23 protein-coding genes are annotated in these 23,350 nt (G+C 57.0%); 12 read left to right on the top strand and 11 right to left on the bottom strand.

Features of this window, described 5'->3' with window-relative positions; all coding sequences use genetic code 11:
• The first annotated feature begins 190 nt into the window (after positions 1-190).
• The 8 genes from F4X57_07445 to F4X57_07410 all read left to right on the top strand — a co-directional run bounded on the left by F4X57_07445 (position 191) and on the right by F4X57_07410 (position 6,453).
• Positions 191-1,858 carry a DUF2088 domain-containing protein gene (locus F4X57_07445; GenBank protein MYC06991.1) on the top strand — a complete coding sequence of 556 codons (1,668 nt, stop codon included), beginning with the start codon at positions 191-193 and terminating at the stop codon, positions 1,856-1,858.
• Positions 1,859-1,876: 18 nt separating this feature from the next.
• The gene (locus F4X57_07440) at positions 1,877-2,206 is read left to right on the top strand and encodes a TfoX/Sxy family protein (GenBank protein ID MYC06990.1); all 330 of its coding nucleotides are present in this window, start codon (positions 1,877-1,879) and stop codon (positions 2,204-2,206) included.
• A gap of 100 nt (positions 2,207-2,306) precedes the next feature.
• On the top strand, positions 2,307-2,705 hold the full coding sequence (locus tag F4X57_07435) for a hypothetical protein (protein ID MYC06989.1): 399 nt from the start codon (positions 2,307-2,309) through the stop codon (positions 2,703-2,705).
• Positions 2,706-2,872: 167 nt separating this feature from the next.
• A complete protein-coding gene (locus tag F4X57_07430; GenBank protein MYC06988.1) occupies positions 2,873-3,295 on the top strand; it encodes a MaoC family dehydratase in 423 nt (140 codons plus the stop codon).
• 19 nt (positions 3,296-3,314) lie between these two features.
• Positions 3,315-4,337 carry a phosphate acyltransferase PlsX gene (gene plsX / locus F4X57_07425; protein ID MYC06987.1) on the top strand — a complete coding sequence of 341 codons (1,023 nt, stop codon included), beginning with the start codon at positions 3,315-3,317 and terminating at the stop codon, positions 4,335-4,337.
• Positions 4,338-4,433: 96 nt separating this feature from the next.
• Entirely contained in the window at positions 4,434-5,171 is a 738-nt protein-coding gene (fabG, locus tag F4X57_07420; protein MYC06986.1) for a 3-oxoacyl-[acyl-carrier-protein] reductase, read from the top strand.
• A 74-nt stretch (positions 5,172-5,245) separates the two neighbouring features.
• Positions 5,246-6,001 carry an enoyl-[acyl-carrier-protein] reductase FabL gene (fabL, locus tag F4X57_07415; GenBank protein MYC06985.1) on the top strand — a complete coding sequence of 252 codons (756 nt, stop codon included), beginning with the start codon at positions 5,246-5,248 and terminating at the stop codon, positions 5,999-6,001.
• Between the two features lie 2 nt (positions 6,002-6,003).
• Positions 6,004-6,453, top strand: a complete 450-nt coding sequence (locus F4X57_07410) for a nitroreductase family deazaflavin-dependent oxidoreductase (GenBank protein ID MYC06984.1) — start codon at positions 6,004-6,006, stop codon at positions 6,451-6,453.
• A 28-nt stretch (positions 6,454-6,481) separates the two neighbouring features.
• Here F4X57_07410 and F4X57_07405 read toward each other — a convergent pair whose 3' ends face one another.
• The 5 genes from F4X57_07405 to F4X57_07385 all read right to left on the bottom strand — a co-directional run bounded on the left by F4X57_07405 (position 6,482) and on the right by F4X57_07385 (position 11,712).
• Positions 6,482-7,483, bottom strand: coding sequence for an aminomethyl transferase family protein (locus F4X57_07405; protein MYC06983.1), 1,002 nt, complete (start codon positions 7,481-7,483; stop codon positions 6,482-6,484).
• A 92-nt stretch (positions 7,484-7,575) separates the two neighbouring features.
• Entirely contained in the window at positions 7,576-7,926 is a 351-nt protein-coding gene (locus F4X57_07400) for an iron-sulfur cluster assembly accessory protein (GenBank protein MYC06982.1), read from the bottom strand.
• A gap of 440 nt (positions 7,927-8,366) precedes the next feature.
• Entirely contained in the window at positions 8,367-9,326 is a 960-nt protein-coding gene (locus tag F4X57_07395; GenBank protein ID MYC06981.1) for a threonine/serine dehydratase, read from the bottom strand.
• 32 nt (positions 9,327-9,358) lie between these two features.
• Positions 9,359-10,300 (bottom strand): radical SAM protein, encoded by a 942-nt coding sequence (locus F4X57_07390; GenBank protein MYC06980.1) that lies wholly within the window; start codon positions 10,298-10,300, stop codon positions 9,359-9,361.
• A 119-nt stretch (positions 10,301-10,419) separates the two neighbouring features.
• A complete protein-coding gene (locus tag F4X57_07385; protein ID MYC06979.1) occupies positions 10,420-11,712 on the bottom strand; it encodes a hypothetical protein in 1,293 nt (430 codons plus the stop codon).
• A gap of 535 nt (positions 11,713-12,247) precedes the next feature.
• On the opposite strand from F4X57_07385, the gene F4X57_07380 reads away from it, so the two are divergent.
• The 3 genes from F4X57_07380 to F4X57_07370 all read left to right on the top strand — a co-directional run bounded on the left by F4X57_07380 (position 12,248) and on the right by F4X57_07370 (position 15,583).
• Positions 12,248-12,688: a hypothetical protein gene (locus F4X57_07380; GenBank protein ID MYC06978.1), complete on the top strand. Its 441-nt coding sequence runs from the start codon at positions 12,248-12,250 to the stop codon at positions 12,686-12,688.
• Positions 12,688-14,457, top strand: a complete 1,770-nt coding sequence (gene mutL / locus F4X57_07375) for a DNA mismatch repair endonuclease MutL (GenBank protein MYC06977.1) — start codon at positions 12,688-12,690, stop codon at positions 14,455-14,457. The genes F4X57_07380 and mutL overlap by 1 nt, the downstream gene beginning before the upstream one ends.
• 106 nt (positions 14,458-14,563) lie before the next feature.
• A complete protein-coding gene (locus tag F4X57_07370) occupies positions 14,564-15,583 on the top strand; it encodes an LLM class flavin-dependent oxidoreductase (protein ID MYC06976.1) in 1,020 nt (339 codons plus the stop codon).
• A 209-nt stretch (positions 15,584-15,792) separates the two neighbouring features.
• Here the strand turns inward: F4X57_07370 and F4X57_07365 are convergent, their stop codons facing one another.
• The 6 genes from F4X57_07365 to recQ all read right to left on the bottom strand — a co-directional run bounded on the left by F4X57_07365 (position 15,793) and on the right by recQ (position 22,109).
• On the bottom strand, positions 15,793-16,713 hold the full coding sequence (locus F4X57_07365; GenBank protein MYC06975.1) for an exo-alpha-sialidase: 921 nt from the start codon (positions 16,711-16,713) through the stop codon (positions 15,793-15,795).
• Between the two features lie 18 nt (positions 16,714-16,731).
• Positions 16,732-16,926, bottom strand: a complete 195-nt coding sequence (locus F4X57_07360) for a hypothetical protein (GenBank protein ID MYC06974.1) — start codon at positions 16,924-16,926, stop codon at positions 16,732-16,734.
• A 249-nt stretch (positions 16,927-17,175) separates the two neighbouring features.
• Complete coding sequence (ppk2, locus tag F4X57_07355; GenBank protein MYC06973.1) at positions 17,176-18,069, bottom strand: polyphosphate kinase 2; 894 nt, start codon at positions 18,067-18,069, stop codon at positions 17,176-17,178.
• 181 nt (positions 18,070-18,250) lie between these two features.
• On the bottom strand, positions 18,251-18,592 hold the full coding sequence (locus F4X57_07350) for an antibiotic biosynthesis monooxygenase (protein ID MYC06972.1): 342 nt from the start codon (positions 18,590-18,592) through the stop codon (positions 18,251-18,253).
• A gap of 86 nt (positions 18,593-18,678) precedes the next feature.
• Positions 18,679-19,737 carry an LLM class flavin-dependent oxidoreductase gene (locus F4X57_07345; protein MYC06971.1) on the bottom strand — a complete coding sequence of 353 codons (1,059 nt, stop codon included), beginning with the start codon at positions 19,735-19,737 and terminating at the stop codon, positions 18,679-18,681.
• Between the two features lie 110 nt (positions 19,738-19,847).
• The gene (gene recQ, locus F4X57_07340; GenBank protein MYC06970.1) at positions 19,848-22,109 is read right to left on the bottom strand and encodes a DNA helicase RecQ; all 2,262 of its coding nucleotides are present in this window, start codon (positions 22,107-22,109) and stop codon (positions 19,848-19,850) included.
• A gap of 237 nt (positions 22,110-22,346) precedes the next feature.
• Here recQ and F4X57_07335 point away from each other — a divergent pair, with 237 nt between their 5' ends.
• Positions 22,347-23,333: an ornithine cyclodeaminase family protein gene (locus tag F4X57_07335; protein ID MYC06969.1), complete on the top strand. Its 987-nt coding sequence runs from the start codon at positions 22,347-22,349 to the stop codon at positions 23,331-23,333.
• The last annotated feature ends 17 nt before the right edge of the window (positions 23,334-23,350 follow it).

The raw sequence follows: 23,350 nt of genomic DNA, 5'->3' as shown, positions 1-23,350 counted from the left end.
TCTCCGACAGGTCTCTCCACGTCGCACTTGTTCTGTTAATCCGGACAATTGCCTCTATGAAGTTCTTACACCCGCTCTCCTATTTGACATACACTCTGGCGTAGGAGAGAAGAAAATCGTGTATCTTCAGATATTCAGAGCAGTAGTTAGTCTTGTTTCTGCCATGCTTTGAACATAGCATATCCCCAAAATGTCCACACAACCCAATTGCAAACATCTTGTCCATGCGTGCCGAACCTGTCGCCAACAATGTATGATAGGCGGAGGCGAGCTGTTCCACGAAGGAAACGGTGCTTTCTTGGACGACCGCGATTTTCGTGCAAGTAATACCTTCTTTGCGATCGGTTTTATTTGTGCGAAGCCCATAGCCCCAATACAATTGTCGCATCACAAGACAGGCGAGACAGGACGAACGATGGCAGCTACACAGACACACCACATTGCTTACGGCGACGGATACATCAGCGCGGCGTTGCCGGAGCGGACACGCGTTATCGAGGGTAAGCGACCGCTGCCCGCGCTTCCGGATGTCGCGGAGCGCGTGCGCGAGGTCATCGCAAATCCGACCGCGCACGAACCGCTGCATAAGCTGGTGAACGGCAAGTCGAAGGTCGTCATCGCGTTCGACGATGCATCGGGCGCGTACTTCCGCACGCAGCGCACAGACTTTCGCCGGACGGCAATCGAAGTCGTCGTGGAAGAGCTGCGCAAGGCGGGCGTGCCACTGGGCAACATCACACTGCTGCTGTCGCAAGGGCTGCATCGCAAGCTGAGCCGCACCGAGATGGAAACATTCCTCGGCAGGCGGCTGGTGTTGCAGTTCGGGTACAATAACCTGTACTGCCACGACGCCGAAGACCCGTCGCAGATAGTCCATCTCGGCTATACGCGCCGGGGTTTCGATGTAGAAGTGAATCGCGCGATTTTGGACGCCGACCAGTTCATCTACCTGAACACGATGTGGGCGCCATTCAACGGCGGATGGAAATCGACCGCCGTAGGGCTTGGCACTTTCAAGAGCATCCGCCATCATCACCGCCCTTGGCCCATCGCGAGCGGGCAATCGGTTGACGATCCGAAGAACTCGGCGTTCAAGAAGCTAGTATGGGAGCAAGGCGCACTGATAAAGCAGGCGCTTGAGGCGAAGGGACGGCGCGTATTCACGATAGAATCGGTGTACGACAACTCCGAGCCGCGCAAGGACATAATCGAAATCAACGGTGGGCATCCGACCGAAGTGCACCCATACACGCTCGCGGCGATCCAAGAGCAACAGGTCGTGGATGTGCAAGGGCAGTCCGACATTCTGGTGGCTGGCGTGGCGAACTGGAACGAGTGCTACTCCAAGTTCTCCACTGTGAACCCGATCCTTGCGTCGAATCAGGCGATGGCGAACACGGTTATGCAGTTCCAAGGCACGCCGCTGGTGCGCGAAGGCGGCATAGCGATCCTGGCGCATCCACTGACAGCGCAGTTTGACGCGCGGCGGTTCGCGCCGTACAAGGAGTTCTACGACAAGCTTCTGACACAGGAGACCGACCCGTACTGGCTTTGGGAAAACTATGTCGAAGAGTTCGCGCATCGGCCGGAGTTCATACACGGCTATCGATATGGGCACGCATACCATGGCTCGCACCCGTTCTTCATGTGGAACAGTTCAGGCATACCGAAGCGCTACCTCAGCCGTATAATGTTCGCCGGCGTGCGCGATACGGACGCGGCGCGGCGCATGGGCTACGAAGCATTCGAAACGGTCGAAGACGCAGTAGCTGCAGCCGAAGCGGAACTTGGTAATCAGGCAAGCATAACGCTGATGCAGCGGCATCGCCATTTCATTCCGCGTGTAACGGCGGAGTAGGCGCAAGCGAGGGGCAGATTGGCGTACAACGAAGAACTTGCGCTGCGTATTCGGCAGTCGCTAGGAGAACGGTCGGGCATCGTGGAGCGCAAGATGTTCGGTGGACTTTGTTTTATGGCGCATGGCAATATGCTGGGCGGCGTGATGGGCAACGAGGTTATCGTTCGGGTGGGAGCGGAGCGATACGAAGATGCGCTACGACTGCCGCATGCGCGCGAAATGGACTTTACGGGGAGGCCGATGCACGGGTTCGTAGTCGTTGGGGTTGACGGCATTTCCTCTGACGGCGACCTTGCGAACTGGGTTGAGCGGGGGCTGGAGTTTGCTTTGTCGCTGCCGCCGAAGTAGCCTGCGGTTCGGCGTGAAGCATGCCTATTTCGTTGCGTTGCAACCCTTACCTGTCTATAATCTAGGGGATACTTTTGCGCCATCGAGGGCATCCCCGCGAATGATTGACTATGCCACGCTGGAAGCCGGGCAGCCGCTGACCAGCCAATCCATCACCATGGACACCGAATCGGTGAGCGCGTACACCGCAGCGGTGGACGACCGCAGCAGTCCCACGGACGCCGCAGGCGCGCCGCTCGTTCCCCCGATGGCTATCGCCGCGCTCTCCCTTAGCGCCGTCATAAACGCGCTGCAAATTCCCGGCGGCACGATTCACGCCAGCCAAGAACTCGGCTTTGGCGTTGCCGTGCCCGTGGGGGCAACATTAGATTGCAGCGCGACAGTGGCGCAGAACTCGGTGCGGCGCAATTTCCGCTTTCTTGTGGTCAACATGATTGCGGCGGGCGAAAACGGCAGTGTGGTGATGGAAGGCAAAAGTACGATTATGCTGCCCGTGTGATGTACGCTGGCGGCATTTGTCATATCGGATCATATTGGCACAGGCACATCCTACGACTATTGAATAAGATGTTCGGCACAAGATATTCAGCGCGAATTATTCAGCAACAGACACAAGAGCAATGATGACGGCATGGTGGCATTGTCTTGCCGTAGAATGGACAGGAAATGCAGCAAGGCGACACGCTGCCCATAATTGAAAAGACGATAACGCAGCCGCAGATTGCGCGATACGCGGACGCGGCGGGCGACCATAACCCGATACATCTCGATGCCGAGTTTGCCGCCGGTGCTGACTTCGGCGGCACGACGCTCGACGGCACAATCGCGCATGGTATGATGATTCTCGCGTCCATATCCGAGATGCTGACGACGGCATTCGGCGAGGACTGGCTCAACAGCGGCAGCCTGAAGGTGCGCTTTCGCGGTCCGGTATATCCGGGCGAGACCATTGCGACATTCGGCAGTGTCAGGAAGGTCAGCGAATTCGACGATGCGCGGGAATTGAACTGTGCCGTCGGCGTGCGCAAAGACAACGGAGACATCGCAATCAACGGAAACGCGGTCGTGCGTATCGCGAACGGCGCCTAACGCCACAGGAGAGTATGACTTGACCACAACAGATATGCCGGTTCGCATAGCCGTTGACGCTATGGGCGGCGACAACGCGCCCGCCGAAGTGGTTGAAGGCGCAGTAGCGGCGGCGAAACAAGGTGGCGTGCAGATACTGCTTGTCGGCGATCCTGAACAGGTGCAGGCTGAGCTTGCCAAGCACGACACGGCGAATCTGCCGATTATGCCCGTGCCGTCGGAGGGCGTAATAGTCGAAGGCGAAGCGCCTGCGTTGGCTCTCAGGCAAAAGCCGCGCGCGTCCATAATCGTTGCGACCGGATTGGTGAAGCAGGGCAAGGCACACGCGGCGGTCTCTATGGGATCGACCGGCGGTACGATGGCGTCGGCGGCGGTGATACTCGGGCTGTCCGAAGGCGTTGACCGCCCGGCGCTCGGCGGACCGGTCGTTGGCGTGTCGCCCAACACATTCATCATCGATCTTGGCACGAATGTTGATTGCCGCCCTACGCAGATGCTCAGTTTCGCGGTCATCGGCGATGTGTTCGCGCGGCAGTTCTGGGGCATCGGCGAGCCGCGTGTCGCGTTACTCAGCGTTGGCGCGGAAGCGGGCAAGGGCAATCGCCAAGTGCGCGAGGCGACCGAACTGCTCGAAAAGAGCGGACTGCGCTTCATCGGCAACATCGAGGGCGACGACCTAGCAGCCGGCAAGGCGGAAGTGGTCGTGTGCGACGGCTTCGTGGGCAACATAGTGATGAAGCTCACCGAGGGGCTTGGCGGCGCGCTGTCCTCGCACCTGAACAATGCGTTGCGAGACAAGTTTGGAGACGCGGAAGTTGACGCCGTGTTGGAAGAACTTCGCGGTCTGACCAACATCGTTGGGTCGGCCGGCGGCGGTCCGATTTTCGGCGTAAACGGCATCAGCATAGTCGGACACGGTGCGGGGGACGCCGTCGCTGTGCAGCGCGCGATCGCCACCGCCAAGTTCGCCCACGACATCGATTTTATCCCCAAGCTGAACGAGGAAATGGCAGAGGTCTTCGGCAGAGTGCAAGACAATTAGACATCTCGCACGCGCCATTCTTCCGACGACACCATTGCAAATGACTGATAGGCAGGAGCCAAATTGAGCAACTCGGACATCGACGGCATCTCGGATATTGAAGGCAAGACGGCACTCGTAACCGGCGCATCGAAGGGCATTGGCAGGGCGATAAGCCTCGAACTCGCCCGGCTGGGCGTCAATGTCGCGGTGAACTACAACTCGTCCAAGTCCGAAGCGCAAGAGGTCGTGCAAACCATAACCGAGATGGGGGGCGATGCGTTCGCGGTGCATGCTGATGTGAGCGACCTCGATCATGTCAATGCGATGGTGGACAAGGTCAACGACAAGTGGGGCGGTGTGAACATTCTGGTGAACAACGCGGGCATCATCAACGACGGGCTGCTGATGCGCATGTCCGACGAGCAGTGGCACCGCGTCATGGGCGTCAACCTCAACGGCACATTCTTCTGCACGCGCGCGACTTTGCGGCACATGGTCAGGGAACGCTGGGGGCGCGTCATCAACATTGGTTCGGTCGTGGGCATTCGCGGCAATGTCGGCCAGACGAACTACTCGTCATCCAAAGCCGCCATCATCGGATTCACGAAGTCGCTCGCTAAAGAAGTCGCCACACGCAACATCACGGTCAACGCCGTAACTCCGGGCTACATCAGTACGGAGACTGTGGCGGGGCTGACGCAGCGGCAGAAAGACACGATTATGACTTGGATTCCGCAGGGCAAGTTCGGCAACACTGAGGACATTGCGAACATGGTCGGCTACCTAGCCAGCGAGAAGGCGAGCTACGTTACAGGTCAGATTATCAGCGTCGATGGCGGTATGGCGATATAGTGTGCTTGCGCTATATCGGCCGGGCTATATCGGCAGCGATACAAGCGTGAGATTCAAGTCGGCTTGGAACGGCGATGGACAGGGCAGATTTCGCAGGCAAGACGGTTCTGGTGACCGGCGGCTCTAGGGGCATCGGCAAAGCGATCGCGATGGAGTTCGCGGCGCGCGGCGCGGACATCGCCTTCAATTATATTCGCAGCCACAAGGCAGCCGCAGAGACGCAATCCGAGATAGAAGCCCTCGGCGTGCGCTGCCTGCGAGTGCGCGCCCATCTCGGCGATTCGGAGAAGATTCGCGAGTTGTTCGAGCAGGTGCGTGAGACCTACGGCGACATAGACGTGCTGGTGAACAACGCGGCATCCGGCGTGCAGCGATCTGCGTCCGAGCTTGAGGAAAAGCACTGGGATTGGACGCTGAACGTGAATGCCAAAGCGCCGTGGCTGTGCTCCATCGAAGCGTCCAAGATAATGCCCAATGGCGGCAGCATCGTGAACATCACCAGTCAGGGTTCGCACAAGGTGCTGCCGTATTACTTCTCCGTTGGCACATCAAAGGCTGCACTCGAATCGCTCACGCGCTATTTAGCCGTGGAACTCGCGCCGAAGAACATATCGGTGAACGCAGTCTCCGGCGGCTATGTAGAAACCGGCGCGCTAGAGCACTTCCCCAACCGCGAAAGCATGCTCGAATCCGGCCGTAACACGCCCGTCGGCCGCATAGTAAGATCGCAGGACATCGCCCGAGTAGTAGCATTCCTCTGCACCGAAGACGCGGCGATGATTCGCGGACAAGTCATCGTAGTGGACGGAGGATATACGCTGCTGGCTTGACTATGAGACTCGGCAGAAAGTGGTTCGCGGTCATCAATCCTCTGATGGCGCTCGTGCTCAAATCTCCCCTGCATTTCCTGTTCAGCGGCAACATCATGCTGCTTACATTCACAGGGCGCGGCAGCGGGTGCATCTATACGACGCCTGTGAGATACATTCGGAGCGAGGACACGATACGCTGCTTCACATCGCAGAGAACGCGATGGTGGCGCAACATGGCAGGCGGCGCAAGAGTTACGCTGCATGTTGCCGGCAAGACCGTATCCTGTATGGCGATCGCCATATTCGACGATCCCGAAACCGTCCGCCCCGCACTTGAAATCTACCTGCGCCGTTTCCCACAGGATGCCGTATATCATTATGTCCGACTGAATGCCGACGTGACGCTGAACACAGACGACCTAGCCCGCGCCGCGCATAGCGCCGTTCTCATAGAAGCAATGATTGACTGACGCCTAGACAGGCTGACGACCGGCATAATTACTCTTCCCTGGCTTGCGGCACGCGTTCTACGACGACTTCATTGCCGTCGGCCGTCAGCAGCCTCTCGCCTACTTCGGCGTACGCATTTCTGACATACCCCAATCCGACGACACCGTCACTGTCGTGCCGGGCGACTGCTGTGGTGAGCGCGCCGATTTTTCTGCCGTCGTGCAGAAGGTCGGATGGGAGTTCGGGAACGCTGGATTGCATCGATAGGCGGGCTAGTTTTCGTTGCACTTTGTCGTAGGTGTTCAGGCGCGCGACGACTTCTTGCCCGATGTAGCAGCCCTTGTTGAAGCTGATGAAGTCTATCAGTCCTGCTTCTAGCGGGTTGTAGTCTTCGCAGAGTTCGCTGCCATATCCGGCGACGCCGCGCTCAACCCGCGTAACTTCCAGCGCATCCGAACCAACCGGCAGCGCGCCGAACTCTGTCAGCGTCGCGCATAGCGCTTCTTCATCTTCTGCGGCAACGATGAGGTCGCAGGCGAACCCGCCGAGGAAGTCTGTGCGAAGTACGAGTGTGTCAATGTTGCCAAATGAATCTGAAACGGAACTGAACGGTGGGACATCGGAGAGTCCTGCAAATTTGTGCGGCACACTCGCGCCGACGAGCGAGAGTATTGCGGTGCTGTCCGACACATCTTCCACAACGACATCTTCAATAAATGTGTAGAAGTCGATCCACTCGGCGACCCTCTGGCAGGTATCGGGACCGGTTATGACGAGCAGGTGGTCGTCTTGGCGCAAGACATAGAGCAAATCGATGATGCGTCCCTTGTTTGTCGTCAAGACGGTGCCCATCACATCGCCGACTGCGAGATCGTCTAGCTTGTTTGTTGACAGGCGATTGAGCAAGTCTATGGCGTCCGCGCCGCTCACCTTCAGCCGCCCGAGATGCGAACGATCAACCAGAGCGACGCCTTTAGTCAGGGCGTCGTACTCTTCTCGCACCGTAGAATAGACGGCTGCCGGCATTTCAAGCGTTCCACTCTGCGCCATCGCTATATCCTCCTGAAATAGAACAGACCGCCTCCGGCCAAGAGGCGGTCCCGAATATCAATCTATCACTGGGCAGCGCCCTCTGTCCGTCCCTAGACGCTGAACGATGTGCCGCAGCCGCAGGCGGTCTTCGCGTTGGGATTGTTGAAGACGAAGCCCTTGCCGTTCAGCCCGCCGGAGTAGTCCAACTCCGTGCCGGCGAGGAATATGTACGACTTCTTGTCCACATAAAGCTCCAACCCGTGGCTGGTGATAATCTTGTCGTTTTCGCCGGGGCTGTCCACGAGGTCGAGGTCGTAGGTGAGTCCGGAGCAGCCGCCGCCCTTGACGGCAACGCGCAGATTGCAGCCGGGTTTACCCATATCCACTGCGAACTGCCGCACATGCTCTGCCGCGTCCGGCGTGATGGTTATGCTTAGTGGTTCAGGTTGTACTCGCGCCATAGCTGCCTCCTGGCTGATCTGCTCATGTCGATAAGCAAGTGTTCTGCCTACATTCTATTGCGAATGCCGTCAATCGTCAATCATGGTGGATGCGACTCTCAAGGACTCTCGGCTATTTCCGACAAGTGTTAGGCTGGGGCTATGAGTACGGAAGGATTGGGAGAAAGCCTGCTTGGGGCGTTGGCGCAAGTGCCCGATCCCCGCTCAACGCGCGATCGCCGCCGGTGGAGAGTCTGCGCCGCAAGTGATGGCTGTGCTGAGGAATCTTGCGTGATACGAAAGTTATACAGTGGAGAAGTTAAAGTGGCGCGGCAGGCAGTAGGAATATTGACGACTTCTCACACCACATGCTAGGACTTGACCGCGGCCCTTTTGCCGCAGCCCTGTCCTTGATTTTCAGCGATGTTCAGCCATATATCGCCAGTCGCCGCGCTATTCGATTACGCTTGCAATGCCGCCCGCAGGTGTTCCAGCGACAGGTTGCCGCCGCTCATCACTAGCGCGACCTTTTCGCCGCGCAGCCTGTCCTTGATTTTCAGCGCGCCTGCCAGGGACGCCGCCCCCGCGTGTTCGGTTAGGTTGTGCGTGTGCTCCAAGTGCAGCACGATTGCGCGTTCCATCTCCTCGTCGGACACCAGAACGAAGTCGTCCAGCATATCGCGCAATATACCTTGCGTCAGTTCGAAGCCTTGCCCCGTTGCCAAGCCTTCCGCCTTCGATTCCATTGGCGCTTGGACGATTTCGCCGGCTTTCCACGACAGATAAGCTGCCGGCGCTCGCTCTCCCTGCACTGCGATAACCTTCACATTCGGGTTGACGCTCTTAGAAGCGATACAAGCTCCGCACGCGCCGCTGCCGCCGCCAAGAGGCACGATGATGTAGTCCACATCGGGCAGGTCTTCCATAATCTCCAACGTGTATGTGCCGACGCCCGCGATGAGCAAAGGTTCGTTGACCGCGTGGACATAACGATAGCCCTCTTCCTTGGCAAGCCGCTGCGCGTATTCGTTGGACATGTCGAAGTATGGCCCGTGGTGAATGACCTGCGCGCCTAGGCTTTCGATGGACGCCACCTTGCCGGGGTTCGCGCCTTCCGGCACGCAGACGATGCACTTGATGCCCAGAATGCCCGCCGCGTATGCGATGGATTGCCCGTGATTGCCGGACGACGCCGTGATGACACCGCGCCCCTTCTCTTTGTCCGACAGGCGCGACAGCAGGTTGATGCCGCCGCGCATCTTGAACGCGCCAAGACGCTGGTGGTTCTCGTGCTTCACCCAAACTTCGGCATCCAGCAGTTTGTCGAGCGAAAGGTAGTGGTGCAGGGGAGTGCGCGTGATATACGGCGCAATACGTCCCCGCGCGTCTATGACATCGTGTAGTGTTGGTCTATTCCACAATGTAGGGTCTCCTAATTCAAAAGGCTATTGTACTATTGGAAAGGAGGTTTGAAGCCGCCCTTGCCTTCACCCAAATTAGGCAGCCCGTCGCGCAGTACGGCGAATACTTGGTCGTAGTGTTCCATGTATGTGCGCTGAAACTCCGAGCGGGCGCAGCCGAGTTTTTCCGCCATCATGTCGAATGCTCTTTCCCGCGTGCTTGCAACGAACTTGCCGCGCGCGAAGTGGAATGGCTGGGCGATGAACTTCTCGACGCCAGTATCTAGCAGGCTTTCGACGAAGGCGTAAGGCTGGCTGACAAGCAGCAACGGCGTCATCGTGATGCAGGTTTGTACGCCAGCGTTGCTAACCTCGCCTATTGCCTTAAGCCGCGCCATATTGGACGGACAGAACGGCTCGAATGTGCGCCGTATGTCTTCGTCGTCGGTGGTAACGGTCATATTCACCTGCACGCGCCCGCCGTTGGCTTCAATCTGCTGAAACAAGTCAACATCGCGCACGACATCAGGGCTGCGCGTCTGCACCACGAGCTTGGGCTTGTGGCGTGCTTCATCAGTCTTGTACGGCGCATTCAACTCAAAGAGCGCCTTCGTAGTTCCTATCTCTTGAGGAGGCTCATCTTGGCTTGCCAGAATCTTCAACAAGCCGCGTGTTAACTCTAACCTGCGCTCGATTGGCTGATACGGGTCGGTAACGCTGCTCATGTATATGAGGCTTTCGTTGTTCGGTTTCCAATTACCGTTCTTGTCCTTGTGCTTGCCCTTTATCTTCTTTCGCATTAGGTCAATTGCATTGTCTTTGACGCGAACCCACTTGCCCCAATTGTCGCGCTCGTCGGCGGTCGTACTGAAGAACGCAGCGTAGCAGTATGAGCAGCCAAACGAGCAGCCGCTGTACGGATTCAGCGTGAAGTCGTAGGCGTCCATGAAGCCGGTAGCGCGTGTAAGAATATCCCTTGTAGGCGAATAAGATATGTTCGCCTGTCCAATTTTCGGAGGGGACTGCTGCAGGGGAGTATCGTCTGCTGGTGTGGATTGAGTCATGTGAGCCTGTCCAAGGATGCGGTACCAGTGTTTTCACATAGTGCCTCGTGTCAATTTTCAACTTTGATTTGCAATCTTGTCAATTGCTTTGTGTCTATACTATCTCTTATAAGTTCGTTTCCAGCGTCTCCAAATCGTTCCACAGCAAGCGATTCTAGGAGATTGCGATTGACAGATGTCCGTTCATGTTGAGTCAGTTTGATAGTTGTCGTCATATTAGTTTCTGTGCCTTCTATGATGTATTCGCACGGGTCATCGCCAATGGCATCTCGGATGTCTGCGCGAACTTTATTCCGATGTTGCTGTAATTCTTTGATCTTTATGGCAAGGTCGGCATCCAATAAGGCTAGTTGCTCAAGGCGAGTGATGGGTATGTCTTGCTCATCTATGTTTGACATTCTGCTAGTGGTGAAAGCTACTAAGTCTCCAGTCTTGAAGCCACCAAAGATACGCGGTCCCCAGTGTGACTGCCACAAACCGTTGTCAATAGCTACCTTCCCGACATGGCTATGTTCTATGTCACCAGTAAACTTCAAAATTGGGTCTATACACTTGTAGTATGGGGTAACATTTCGAGGCCAAACTCGTTCGACTATATCAGCCTTACCGGAGTGACATGTAATAAATACCTCAATCGGCTCAGAGCCACTGCTCATGTCTGATAGCGCCGTATAGATATCGGCCTCTGATTCATCGTAAAAGGTGTGCAATGCACTTAGCCAGTATTTGGAATATCCGTGGTAGTCGTCAAGTCTGTTCACACTACGCCAGTCAGTGTACCGCTCAACTTTCACGCGATTGAAAGCTTGAACCAGCGGTTCTAAATCTTCCCTTTTAGCACGAGCGTAAAAGGCATTCGCCAATTCGACGCCTAAATCCATCATAGTCGTTGATGTGTCGATGCAATCCATTCGTATTTGCTTAACTTGTACGCCCGATTCCAGAGCGTCCGCCACTGCCAGTACCAAGCCGAAAGCCATAGATAAAGAGCCAGCTCCAAGGTCCACTACTTGTAAATCGTCCATGTTTGCAGCTTCATTCTCAGTTTGGGTGCTCTTGATCAGAGAATAAGCCAAATTGATGTGACTTAATTGGTATCGCAGCACATATTGCAATGCGACCATCGGATTCTGATAGTCGGGTGAATTTCCACTGTTCTTGAGAAGGTCTATGCTGACTCTTGACCTATTCACGTAACTGACAATATCGGGCGGACTCATATCAGTTGTAATCCGCTTGAACTCTGCTTCCAAGACATTCGCAAAGGCGTGGTCAAAGCAATGCGCAACTGCGTCAATGTTGCGCTCTGTCCACGAATTCTGATAACGCGCTGTGACCGGCATAACTGCTCAACCCGAACTGTATTGATTAAGGTTACGATAGGCGAAGTTTATCATGATTCCTCACGAGCGAACCGGGACGCTCTCCACACTCCGATCTGCTGCCTACCGTTCCCGTTCTGCGACACGCGTCGGTATCACCTCACCTGCGTTTCGCCTCTGATTATTTCCCCCACCACTTATGTTGAAACGCCCAGCCTGTCGGCAAGCTCCGCTCCGTCATCCTGATGTACTCTATCTCTTCTTCTAAATGCTCGCCCGGTGGTATGGGAGTGTCGGAGAATATCTTATTTCCGTCGCTGTTGAATGCCAGCCCGTTTGCGCTAGTTGCCATACTGGTTTGTTGCCCATAATGTGATTGTCTATTCTGAACAGTCGGTTTATGCTGCCGCATCGAGCATTGCGAAAAGTTACGCGCATAAGACATTCATTGCCATATCCCAGCCATGATATTATATGATGCTAGGCGGTATATTTCCCTATGCCTGGCGCGACAACTAATTGCTAACCTCTAATCACTAAAGACTACAAACTTTCCATGAACATATTCTTCGACGTGGATTACACAATCATGGGCGCGGATGGCAGCCTGCGCCGCAATACCGCCGAAACTTTCGGCAAACTGGTGGCGGACGGACACGAGGTCTTTATCTGGTCGGGCGTGGGCATTCGCACTGCGGAAGTGCGCCGCTTCGGCCTTGCGGACTATGTTACTAAGGTCTTCCAGAAGCCGCTTGAAGACTTTGATGCGGCTTTGCCCGGGCTTGGTGTCTTTACGCCGCCGGACTTCATCATCGACGACCATCCGGAAATCGTGCGGCACTTCGGCGGCTTTATCTGCCGGCCGTACTACTTCCGTAACGCCAAAGACAACGAGATGGACGAAATCTATCAGACGATTTGCGATGTCGCAGAGCGCGGCAAGTCCGACCACAAGGCGTATCGTGGCGGCAGGCGGCGCGCGCAGGACGAAGGATAATGCCGATACGACAACTCCCAGACAAAGTATCCTCGATGATTGCCGCCGGCGAGGTTATCGAGCGACCGGCATCGGTCGTCAAGGAGCTTGTGGAAAATGCGCTCGACGCCGGCTCGACCGAAATTTCGGTGGAAATTAGCGGCGGCGGCGTAGAGCAGATTCGGGTCGCGGACAACGGGCACGGCATTCCCCACGAAGAAGTGGAATTGGCATTCCAGCGCTTCGCCACCAGCAAACTCACGGGCGCATCCGATTTGGAAGCCATTCCTACACTCGGCTTTCGCGGCGAGGCATTGCCCAGCATCGCGTCTGTCGCGCGCATTTCTGTCGTAACGCGGCATGTGGATGAAGAATCCGGCACGCGCCTCGACTTGGACGAAGGGCGCATAGTTGACAAGCAGCGTCAGGGTGCGTCGTCCGGCACAGTGATGACTGTGCGGCAGCTTTTCCGCAATGTGCCTGCCCGACGCAAGTTCCTGCGAACCAACGCCACCGAGACTTCGCACATACAGAATCTCGTTACGCGCTACGCTCTCGCGTATCCCGAAGTGCGCTTTGCCCTGAAGTCAGTCGGCAAATCGGTGCTCACGCCCGGCAGCGGAAGCCTGCGCGAGGCGGTCGCGGCCGTTCACGGCTTGAGTGTCGCCGAATCAATGCTGGATATTGATTGTGAAGACGAACGGACGGGCATCAGTGTGGTCAGCGGTATGGTCAGCCAACCTAACCTCAACAGAGCAAATCGCGGCTATATGAGCTTCTTCGTTAATCGCCGCTGGGTGCAAAGCCGAATGCTGTCGTACGCGCTGGAGCGGGCGTATCATGGCTTCATGATGGAGCGGCGCTATCCGCTCGCGGTCGTCAACATCGCACTGGACTACGATCTGGTCGATGTGAATGTGCACCCGTCCAAGACCGAGGTGCGCTTTCGCAACGGAGACAGAGTGTTCTCCGCGATTCAACGCGCAGTGCGCCAAACGCTGACCGCACACTCGCCAGTGCCGGCGATGCGCCGAGTCGGGCAGTCTTACCCACCGGCTTCATATCCGTATCCGGCAGAGTCGGGCCGGTCGAACCGTCATTTTTGGCCCATTGAGCCGTTCGAACGCGACCCTGGCAGCGTAGAACAAAGGGACGACGGGGTCGCGCCGCCCGATGTTTCCGTGAACGAGGCAGATTCGGCGTTGACACCCAGACAGGCGCTCCCGGTGCTACGCGTTCTGGGACAGGTGCAGTCCACCTACATCGTGGCTGAGGGTCCGGACGGCATGTATCTCATCGACCAACATGCGGCGCACGAGCGCGTGATGTACGAGCGCATTAAGGCGGACGCGGCAGCCAGCGAGCCGCAATCACAGAGCCTCCTGGAGCCACTCACGGTCGAGCTGGACCCGAAGCAGCAGGAATTAGCGCAGACGCACATGCAGTTATTCGCCAATCTTGGGCTGCTAGTGGAGCCGTTTGGCGGCAGTGTGTATGTCATTCGCGGCGTTCCAACCATACTTGCGGGCGAAAACCCGGCTAAGGCCTTCATTGACTTTCTGGACGAAATGGCGCAGGGCGGTGTAGTGGAGTCATGGATGGACCATGCTGCGCACTCGTTAGCATGCCATTCAGCCATTCGAGCGGGCAAAGTCATGACGCACGAAGAGATGAACGCTTTGACACGGCAGTTGGAGCAGTGCGCTCAGCCGCACACTTGCCCGCACGGCCGCCCAACTATAATCCACCTGAGCGGCAGCCGCCTAGAACGCGAATTCGGCCGGCGATAGCCTAAGTCCCTTCCCCATCAAGGGGGAAGGTTAGGATGGAGGTGAATATCCTCTCCATCCTATCTATCCCATGTAAGGGTAGAAACGAACCCGAAAGGACGAAACCATGAAATTCGGCATATTCCTAGGGGTGCAAATATCGCCCGAAGAATCGCTCGCCCGGCAGATTGACGACAGCGTAGCCCAGGTGCGCGCTGCGCGCGATGCCGGCTTCGACCTCATCTGTACCGGCCAGCACTTCCTGTCCGCGCCGTACGCACAGCCCGCGACGCTACCGTTCTTAGCGCGCATGGCTGCGGACGCCGGCGATATGGAGATTGCCGCCGCCGTCATACTCGTGCCGCTGCACAACCCGGTTGACATCGCTGAGAATGTCGCCACGATGGACGCCATCTGCAATGGACGCTTTATCTTCGGTGTCGGGTTGGGCTATCGCGACGAAGAGTTTGCCGCGTTCGGTATCAAGTCCAACGAGCGCGTAGGACGGCTGCGCGAATCGCTTGAATTGATGAAGCTGCTCTGGACGGAAGACGAGGTGGAGTATGACGGCAAGTATTATCGGCTGCCCAAAGTGCGGCCCGTAACGCGTCCCACACGCAAGCCGCACCCGCCGATATGGGTTGCGGCGAACAACGATGTCGCCATTCGCCGCGCCGCTCGCTGGGGCAATCCGTGGTTTATCAACCCACACGCCACGATGTCCACTATTGACCGGCAGATTGCGGTGTACAATGCCGAGTTGGACAGGGTAGGGAAGACTGCGCCGGACGCAATGCCGATGTTCCGCGAAATGTATGTCGCCGAAGACCGCGCGACTGCGATAGCCGAGAGCCGCCCGTATCTCGAAAGCAAGTACGCTGCTTACGCATCGTGGGGGCAGGACAAGGCGCTGCCCGGTGAGGAGAGCTTCCGCGTGCCGTTTGAGGACTTGGCACGCGACCGCTTCCTGATAGGCTCGCCGAGCGACATCGTGGACGAAATACGCCGCTATGAATCCGAACTAGGCGCGAACTACATTATCTTCCGCATGCAATGGCCCGGCTTGCCTCAGGACAGGGTACTGCGCCAGCTGACGCTTCTGCGCGAACATGAAAACCATTATGTCAATCAATCGTTCTATAAATAATATACTCTTTGTCTTTGTCAAAAATTTAAAAATTTGATTTCGTTCGTAGGGGCGACCGGCCGGTCGCCCCTACTTACGGCGTGCCTTCCGCCTTCAATTGCACCATTTGCCTAGTCCTGTCAGCCTCAGCGAGGGGAAGGGAAGGTAAAAGGTCAATATGTGGGAGAAATCTTCAATTGCGGTCGGGCAAATACGCTGCATACAAGCGATTAGAAGTGCGCCACTTCAAGGGAGTTGATGGGCGGCAGGTTGTCTATCATCAGCTCCCAGCTGTCACCTTCGTCGCGGCTGTAGAAGATTTGCCCGTTAGTCGTGCCGAGATAGACGCCGCACGGACCGAGCAAGTCGGTCGCCATGCCTTCGCGCATGCTGTGCAAGTAGGCATTCTTCTGCGGCAAGCCGTTCGTTAGTGCCTCCCAGTTTCTGCCACCGTCGCGGCTGCGGAACACGCGGAACTTGTTGCCGCTGACGATGCGAAAATCGCCGCCAACCTCGCCATCCGCGAGCACATTGTCTTCGGGCAGCACATAGAGCGTATCGGCGTCGTGCGGGTGCAAGCCAAGCGCCATGCCGAACCTCGACGGCAAGCCATCTGTGATGTCGTGCCACGTGTCTCCGCCGTCGTCCGTGCGATACACGCCACAATGGTTCTGTTGGTAAATCAAGCCTTCCCGCGCCGTATGACTGAGCACTTTATGTGGACACTGCCCGTACTCTGGGTCTTCTGCGCCAGGTATGAAGTCGGCGCGGACATTCTTGTTCTGCGGCGTCCATGTCTCGCCGCCGTCTCTCGTGCCGAATACGCCCACCGCTGACATGCCGACCCACATTCGCGCTGGATTGCGCTCGTCGAGGGCGATGCTGTGCAAGCAAAGTCCGCCCATTCCGCCAAACCAGTGCTCGTTCGTCGGATGGTCGGCGACGCTGCGAATTTCTTCCCAGTTCTCGCCGTCGTCGTTGCTGCGAAACAGCGATGCCGGATCTGCGCCGGCGTAAAGCACGCCGGGCTCGCTCGCGCGGCCGGGCGCGATGTGCCAAATCTTGTTGAGAGTCTTACCGTCCCTGTTCTCGAACTTGGGCGGATTTTCTGCCGTGCGCCAAGTGCCGCCCAAGTCTTCGCTGATGTGCACCTCAGCGCCCCATACCGTTTAGTTGACCGCGGCGTACACTGTGCCGCCGTTGCGCCGGTCCTGCACGAAGTGGTACACATCGCCGCCGCGGCAGTACACCTCGGACAACTCCCACTTCTTGCGCTTGCTATCGCTCGACAGCACGAACGCGCCCTTTCGTGTGCCCACAAGCAGCGCCACATCCGGCTTGCTAACCCCATTCTTCTGCGACATCGCTTGACCTCTCGTTTTACAAATGTTCTTAAATTGCATTTATGTGGTTCCTGCATACATTGCAGAACATTTGTAGCGATTTGTCAAGGGGAGCTAGGACGCGATTGCATCAGATTTTGGACACGAAAAGTCCCTTCTTCTATCGCGGATTTCCGATGGATTTCCAGTCAAGAAAGAAGGGACGATTAGTAGGAATGTATGGTAAATTGACGCGCCGACTGACGGCATTGTGCCGTGCGCCGCGCGCTGCTAGTCCTGTTGAATTGGCGCACCTGCCGTATAGACTTCGTGCGAATAGGCTACGATGGACGGATCCGGCGCGTGCGCGACATCCGGGTCTTTGCCTTGATAGTCCATTACATTGACTAGATGCCGCATCGCGTTGATGCGCGCGCGCTTCTTGTCGTCCGATTTGATGATGGTCCACGGCGCGACCTCGAAGTTCGTCAGCAGAAACATCGCTTCCTTCGCCTCCGTGTACTCCCGCCACTTGTCTATCGACCTAATATCGACTGGACTTACCTTCCACTGCTTCAGCGGATCGCTGGAACGCGACTGGAATCTCCTTAGCTGCTCCTTCTGGCTGACCGAAAAGTACAGCTTGATGAGCTTGATGCCGCTGTCAACAATCATGCGCTCCAGCATAGGCACGTGCCGCATGAACAGCCTATAGTCAGGATCGGAGGAGAAACCCATCACACGCTCGACTCCCGCGCGGTTGTACCACGAGCGGTCAAACAAGACAACCTCGCCCGAAGTGGGGAAGTGGCGGATGTAGCGCTGGAAGTACCATTGACCGGCTTCCACTTCGGATGGCTTGTCCAGCGCCACGACGCGTGCCGTCCGCGGATTCCAGTGCTCCATGAAGCGTCTGATTGTGCCACCCTTGCCCGCTGCGTCTCGCCCCTCGAAGAGGATAATCGCCCTGTCGCCGGTCTCCCTCATAGAGTTCTGAAGCTTCATAAGCTCTATCTGAAGGGCTTGCTTCTGAGACTCATACTCTCGCCTTGGCATGCGCTCGGCGTAGGGGTAGATGTTCTCCCTGAAGTATCTGGCGCGGTCATAAGGGGCTATACTTATCGGGTCTTCAAGCGGCTCCGAATCCGGAATGTAATCTCCCCCCGGAATTACGGCCGCGTCCATCATGTCCTTGTCGAATTCAACACTTGTTCGATTATGGGAATTGTTGCGGTGCGTCTGTTTTCCTGTCATGTTCTCACCTAACCGGTGCTTTGGCGCACCGTCTCTGACGACAATATACGCCTTGCCACGAATAACCACAATCCGTACCGGACCACGGCATTATATGGGCGGCAATAGCCTGCTACCAGTTGAGTAAGCCCGGCTTCTGTGCCTGCCAGCCGCCGTCCGATGGGAAGACGGTGTTCATCGGGATCGCCTGTGTATCGCCGTCGAACATGTCCTGCACGGTCTCGCGCCACTTCTTGTAGTGCGGCGCGTTGCGGTGCGCGACCATGTGCGCGTCTTCGTCCACATAGACTTCATACAGGTAGAACCGATTAGGGTTCGTCTTGTCCTCGAGGATGTCGAACCGCATGCAGCCCGGCTCATCCCTGACGCTGCCCTGGCTGTCCCCAAGGCTCGCCTCTTTGAACTGCTCGCGGAAGCCCGGCTTGATGTTTATCGTTACAAATATCGCGTGCATGTATCTCTCCCTTGTTCATAGAATAATCCGCATTATATTTCCACTGTCCCATCCTGTCCATCCTGTTCATCGATGTTAGTAGCCCCTTAGGTGAATCGCGGCATCACCTGCTCCGCGAACAGCCGCATGCTGCTCTCCATTGCGCCCCACGACATGTCGCCAATCCGAAACTGGATCATCACTCCGCCCGCGCCGGCATCTCGGAGCGCAGCTACTGCTTCCGATACCGTATCCGGCGAGCCGTACACAAGGTCATCCTCAGGGCCTGCGTCCGAACCAGCGTATATCGTTTCCACCTCCGCTTGCTCGGCAGCGGTGTTCATCCTCACGCGCCCACCCAGTATATGCCGCATGCTATCCGCGTATGCCGGACGCGCAATCTCTGCCGCCTCTGCGTCCGTAGCCGCTACCACGCCGTTGAACCAAATCCAGCAGTTGGATGTAGCCCTTGCGACGGCATCGTCATCGTACCCCGCATCCGACATCGCGCCGCGATACATGTCGAACATGCGCTGTACCTTGTCCACAGGCTGCATCGACAGCATGAAGGGCCTGCCCTGTCTTGCCATATCCAGCAGCGACCCTTCGCTCGCGATTGCGCGTATCAGCGGCGGGTACGGTTTCTGTACGACCTTAGGGCGCAGTACCGGAATCTCCATATCCCAGTGTGTCCCCTTGTGATGAACGCGCTCGCCCGACCACGCCTTCACCAATATCCGCTCCGCTTCGAGCAGCCGCGATTGAGCGTCCTCATACTTCACTCCGTACCCGCGATACTCATACCGATTGAACGCCGACCCCCGAGCCGTGCCAACCATTATTCGACCGCCGCTCAGGTTGTCTAGCAGCGCGATTTGCTCAGCGAGTCTGACCGGATGGTGAAACGCCGTCTGCACCGCCGAGAAGCCCACGCGCACCCGCTTAGTCCGCGCCACCACTGCACCGCCAAATGCCATCGGGTCCGCGTAGGTGCAGACCCCGTCAAAATGATGCTCGCCAAGCCAGACGGAATGGTAGTCCAGACGCTCCGCCAACTCCGTCTCGGCAAGCGCATCATTCACAACTTGGTAATCGGTGTCCGGCGTCCTGCTTTCAGGAAATAGGAAGTCTCCGAATTTCATGCAGTCTCCTGATGGGTTAGTCATCTGTTATTCATCATGCAAGAGTTTTCGCAATCTTGACCGGATTGCGCCATGATTGCGACCAAAGCGTTCCGCAAGTTCCGATACGCTCAATCCCGTGTCGTGCAGTCGCTTCAACTCATCGTATTCTTCTTGGGTCCCTTCTCATACGCCGATGGGTCTTCTTGGCGAATTTTCTCCACGCTGTATGACTTGGATTCGTCAGAGTCATGAGTTGCCTGTTGATTCATGAAGGCGCGAACGATACGCAATTCCCCGTAGCTGTAATCCTCGCCCAACGCTTCTTTTACAGGAACTAGGCTTTTGGAATCCGATGCGAGCATAGCATCTTGGATCCTTCTTGTACGCTCAGGCGGTGGCAAGTAAAGCCGCAAGTCTATATCTTCTCCCGATTCGACTAGCCGGTCTATGTGTCCCATGATTGTGTCTGTGGCAAGCCCACGCTGACGCGCCACTTCTTCAACTGAAAGCCCGTTCGATAGCAGGCGCAGAGTGCTGTCGTAGGTGGATTCGCGCAACCCATCGTCACTGGCCGCGTATTCAAGCCGTCTCATTCCCGTGTTGGCGGTGATATTGTGCTCCTGGGCATAGCCCAATATCTCGGACAGAAATTCGTCGCCGTAGCGCTGTAGCTTCACTGCGCCAACGCCGGATATACGCGACATGGCGTTTAAGTCTTGCGGGATCCGGCTTGCCATCTGCTGCAATGTAGCGTCGCCGAATACTACATAGGGCGGTACGGCTGATTCGGATGCGATGCGACGACGTAGTGCGCGCAGGCGTTCAAACAGCGCCGTGTCGTATTCTGCCGCACCTTTCTGTCTGCGCGCTGTACCGCTGCTTGTGGCGGCTGCTTGCTTCTTCCTGCGGCTGAGTGTCAGTTCGTTGCGGGTTTTCAGGAACTCCCGTCCCTCAGCCGTTACGCCTAGCGTCGCGTACTCAGTGCTGGTATTGCAGAGCATGCCGGTGTCGAGCAGCATGCTGCAGATTTCGCGGATGTCGCCGTCTGCGTAGTCGTTTACGATACCGTACACGCTGAGCTTGTCGTGCCCAAGTCTGATGACCCGCTCCGCCTTGGAGCCGCGTAGCACCAACGAGATGTATCCCGCGCCAAACCGTTCCCCCGTGCGTATCACCGCTGACATAATCTTCTGCGCGATAATCGTGGCGTCAAAGTCTTCGCGCTCGGCTAGGCATACGTCGCAGCCGCCGCAGTCCCCAGCGCTCGCATCAATCGCTTCACCGAAGTAGTCCAGCAAGAAACGTCGGCGGCAAGTGTTCAGTTGGCAGTATTCGATGACCTGCGCCAATTTCTGCTGCGCGTTCCGCTGCTCTGCGGCGTCTCGAATCTGCTCGATGAAAAAGTCCTGCTTGATTTTGTCCCCATACGAGTAGAAGAGCACGCAATCGCTCTGCAGTCCGTCCCGTCCCGCGCGTCCGGTCTGCTGGTAGTACGCCTCGAGCGTTTTCGGCAATTCCTGGTGCACGACCAGCCGCACATCGGGCTTGTCAATGCCCATGCCGAACGCGATTGTCGCGGCGATAATGTCAACCTCATCGCGGATGAACCGCTCTTGGTTGACGCGCCGCGCATCGGCATCCATGCCTGCGTGGTACGGCAGCGCGTTGAAGCCTTGCCGCCGCAGATTGTCCGCCAATTCTTCCGTGTCATTGCGCGAGAAGCAATAGATAATCGCGGATTCGCCCTTACGCTCGCGGAGCAAATCGGTCAACTGCGCAAACGCTTGTCGTTTTGGGCGCACATCGTAGCGCAAGTTTGGGCGGTCGAAGCTGGCGATGTATTCTTGGTTCGCTCGCAAGCCAAGTTGCGAAACGATGTCGCGCCGCACGCGCTCGGTCGCGGTCGCCGTCAGCGCGATGAACGGCACATCGGGCATGTTGCGCCGCAAGTCGCCGAGCGTGTAGTAGTCCGGCCGGAAATCGTGCCCCCACTCTGATATGCAGTGTGCTTCGTCCACGGCCACAAGGCTGACACCCAATCCCCTCAGGAACGCCTGGAAGTCGGGCAGTGCAAGTCGCTCCGGTGCCAGGTACAGTATCTTTAGATTGCCGCTGTACGCCAGCTCTTGTACGTGGCGGATTTCGGCGAATGTTAGCGTGCTGTTGATGAACTCCGCGGCGATGCCGTTCGCCTTGAGCGCGTCCACCTGGTCTTTCATCAGCGCAATCAGCGGCGATACCACCAGTGTTATGCCGTCGAATTTCAGCGCGGGCAGCTGGTAGCACAACGACTTACCGCCGCCGGTAGGCATAATCACGAGCGTGTCACGACCGCGCAGAACGCTGTCGATGATCTCTTCTTGTAGAGGCCGGAACTCGTCATAACCGAAGTATTGGCGTAGGAGTTCTTGCATATCTTCAATTTACTTTCTGCTGTAAAGGAGCGCAACTTAGAATGTGCGGTAATTCGTCAATGTGATGAGTTGGCGGTTTCATCCCTATCCTAAACTTCCTCGCTTGACGGGAAAAGGAACACAATGGATGATACTATATTCGCCGCGCACAAACTTGCATCTGAATCGTATTGGGATACAATAAAAGCGGCATTTCATTTACCATAGTCCAAACGACAATTGCTCTGGAGGCGAGAAATGGCGTTGCTGCTAAACCGAGAGACGATTCAGGGATTGCTCACTATGAGCGATACTATCGCGCTGCTGGAGCGCGCATTCGGCGAACTCGCGTCCGGGGACGCCGCAATGCCCCCGCGCACGGTGATGGCCGACCCCGCGCACAACGGCTGGTACGGCTTCATGCCCGCACACCTGCAAGGCATGGGCACGATCGGTATCAAGGCGGTTACAGTCTTCAAGGACAATCCCGCGAAGTTCAGCATGCCCAGCACATTGGCGTCTATCATCCTGCTGGATGTGGAAACAGGGCGGACAATCTCGGTTATGGACGGCGGATTCATCACTGCGATGCGCACCGGCGGCGTGTCCGGTCTCGCCACGAAGTATCTCGCGCGTGAGGATGCGAAGGTCGCGGGCGTGCTTGGCATGGGTGTGCAGGCGCGCGCGCAGTGCGAGGGCATGGCGACCGCGCGCAATCTGGACAGCATTCTGTGCTTCTCGATGGACCCGCCTGAGGCGCAGCAGCAGTTCGCGGACGACATCGCGGCGAAGACCGGCGTGACGGTGAACTTGGCGAGCAGCGTGCAGGAAGTCGTGGAGAGCGTGGATATACTCGCGCTGGCGACGACGGCTGCGACGCCAATCGTGGACGGCGCTTGGCTGCCCGCCGGCTTGCACATCAACGCCATCGGCTCGCACGCGCCCGGATTGCGCGAACTCGACACCGCGAGCGTGGTGAAGTCCAAGATCATCTGCGATCAGAAGGATGCCTGCCTAGTGGAAGCGGGCGACATTCAGATGCCAATCGAAGAGGGTGCGCTGTCGCCGGACGACATCTATGGCGAGATTGGCGACCTCGTAACCGGGGCAAAGCAGGGCAGAGAGAGCGACGACGAGATAACGCTGTTCAAGAGCGTAGGTCTGTCCATCCAAGACATTTCGACCGCCTACCATGTCTATCAGCAAGCGGTAGAGCTGGGCGTAGGCACAAACTTCGACTTTTAGAAGCGAATGCGCTGGAT

This window comes from Chloroflexota bacterium, assembly GCA_009840355.1.
In the GTDB taxonomy this organism is placed as follows: Bacteria; Chloroflexota; Dehalococcoidia; order Lucifugimonadales; family JADFKI01; genus Bin90.
The sequence above is the reverse complement of the archived record's forward strand: the minus strand, read 5'-3'. Positions and strand labels throughout refer to the sequence as shown.

Coding starts and splice junctions, on each gene's coding strand:
- F4X57_07445 (MYC06991.1), top strand. CDS start 191: ATGTCCACACAACCCAATTGCAAACATCTTGTCCATGCGTGCCGAACC.
- F4X57_07435 (MYC06989.1), top strand. CDS start 2,307: ATGATTGACTATGCCACGCTGGAAGCCGGGCAGCCGCTGACCAGCCAA.
- F4X57_07430 (MYC06988.1), top strand. CDS start 2,873: ATGCAGCAAGGCGACACGCTGCCCATAATTGAAAAGACGATAACGCAG.
- fabL (MYC06985.1), top strand. CDS start 5,246: ATGGACAGGGCAGATTTCGCAGGCAAGACGGTTCTGGTGACCGGCGGC.
- F4X57_07410 (MYC06984.1), top strand. CDS start 6,004: ATGAGACTCGGCAGAAAGTGGTTCGCGGTCATCAATCCTCTGATGGCG.
- F4X57_07405 (MYC06983.1), bottom strand. CDS start 7,483: ATGGCGCAGAGTGGAACGCTTGAAATGCCGGCAGCCGTCTATTCTACG.
- F4X57_07400 (MYC06982.1), bottom strand. CDS start 7,926: ATGGCGCGAGTACAACCTGAACCACTAAGCATAACCATCACGCCGGAC.
- F4X57_07385 (MYC06979.1), bottom strand. CDS start 11,712: ATGCCGGTCACAGCGCGTTATCAGAATTCGTGGACAGAGCGCAACATT.
- F4X57_07380 (MYC06978.1), top strand. CDS start 12,248: ATGAACATATTCTTCGACGTGGATTACACAATCATGGGCGCGGATGGC.
- mutL (MYC06977.1), top strand. CDS start 12,688: ATGCCGATACGACAACTCCCAGACAAAGTATCCTCGATGATTGCCGCC.
- F4X57_07370 (MYC06976.1), top strand. CDS start 14,564: ATGAAATTCGGCATATTCCTAGGGGTGCAAATATCGCCCGAAGAATCG.
- F4X57_07360 (MYC06974.1), bottom strand. CDS start 16,926: ATGTCGCAGAAGAATGGGGTTAGCAAGCCGGATGTGGCGCTGCTTGTG.
- ppk2 (MYC06973.1), bottom strand. CDS start 18,069: ATGGACGCGGCCGTAATTCCGGGGGGAGATTACATTCCGGATTCGGAG.
- F4X57_07350 (MYC06972.1), bottom strand. CDS start 18,592: ATGCACGCGATATTTGTAACGATAAACATCAAGCCGGGCTTCCGCGAG.
- F4X57_07345 (MYC06971.1), bottom strand. CDS start 19,737: ATGACTAACCCATCAGGAGACTGCATGAAATTCGGAGACTTCCTATTT.
- recQ (MYC06970.1), bottom strand. CDS start 22,109: ATGCAAGAACTCCTACGCCAATACTTCGGTTATGACGAGTTCCGGCCT.
- F4X57_07335 (MYC06969.1), top strand. CDS start 22,347: ATGGCGTTGCTGCTAAACCGAGAGACGATTCAGGGATTGCTCACTATG.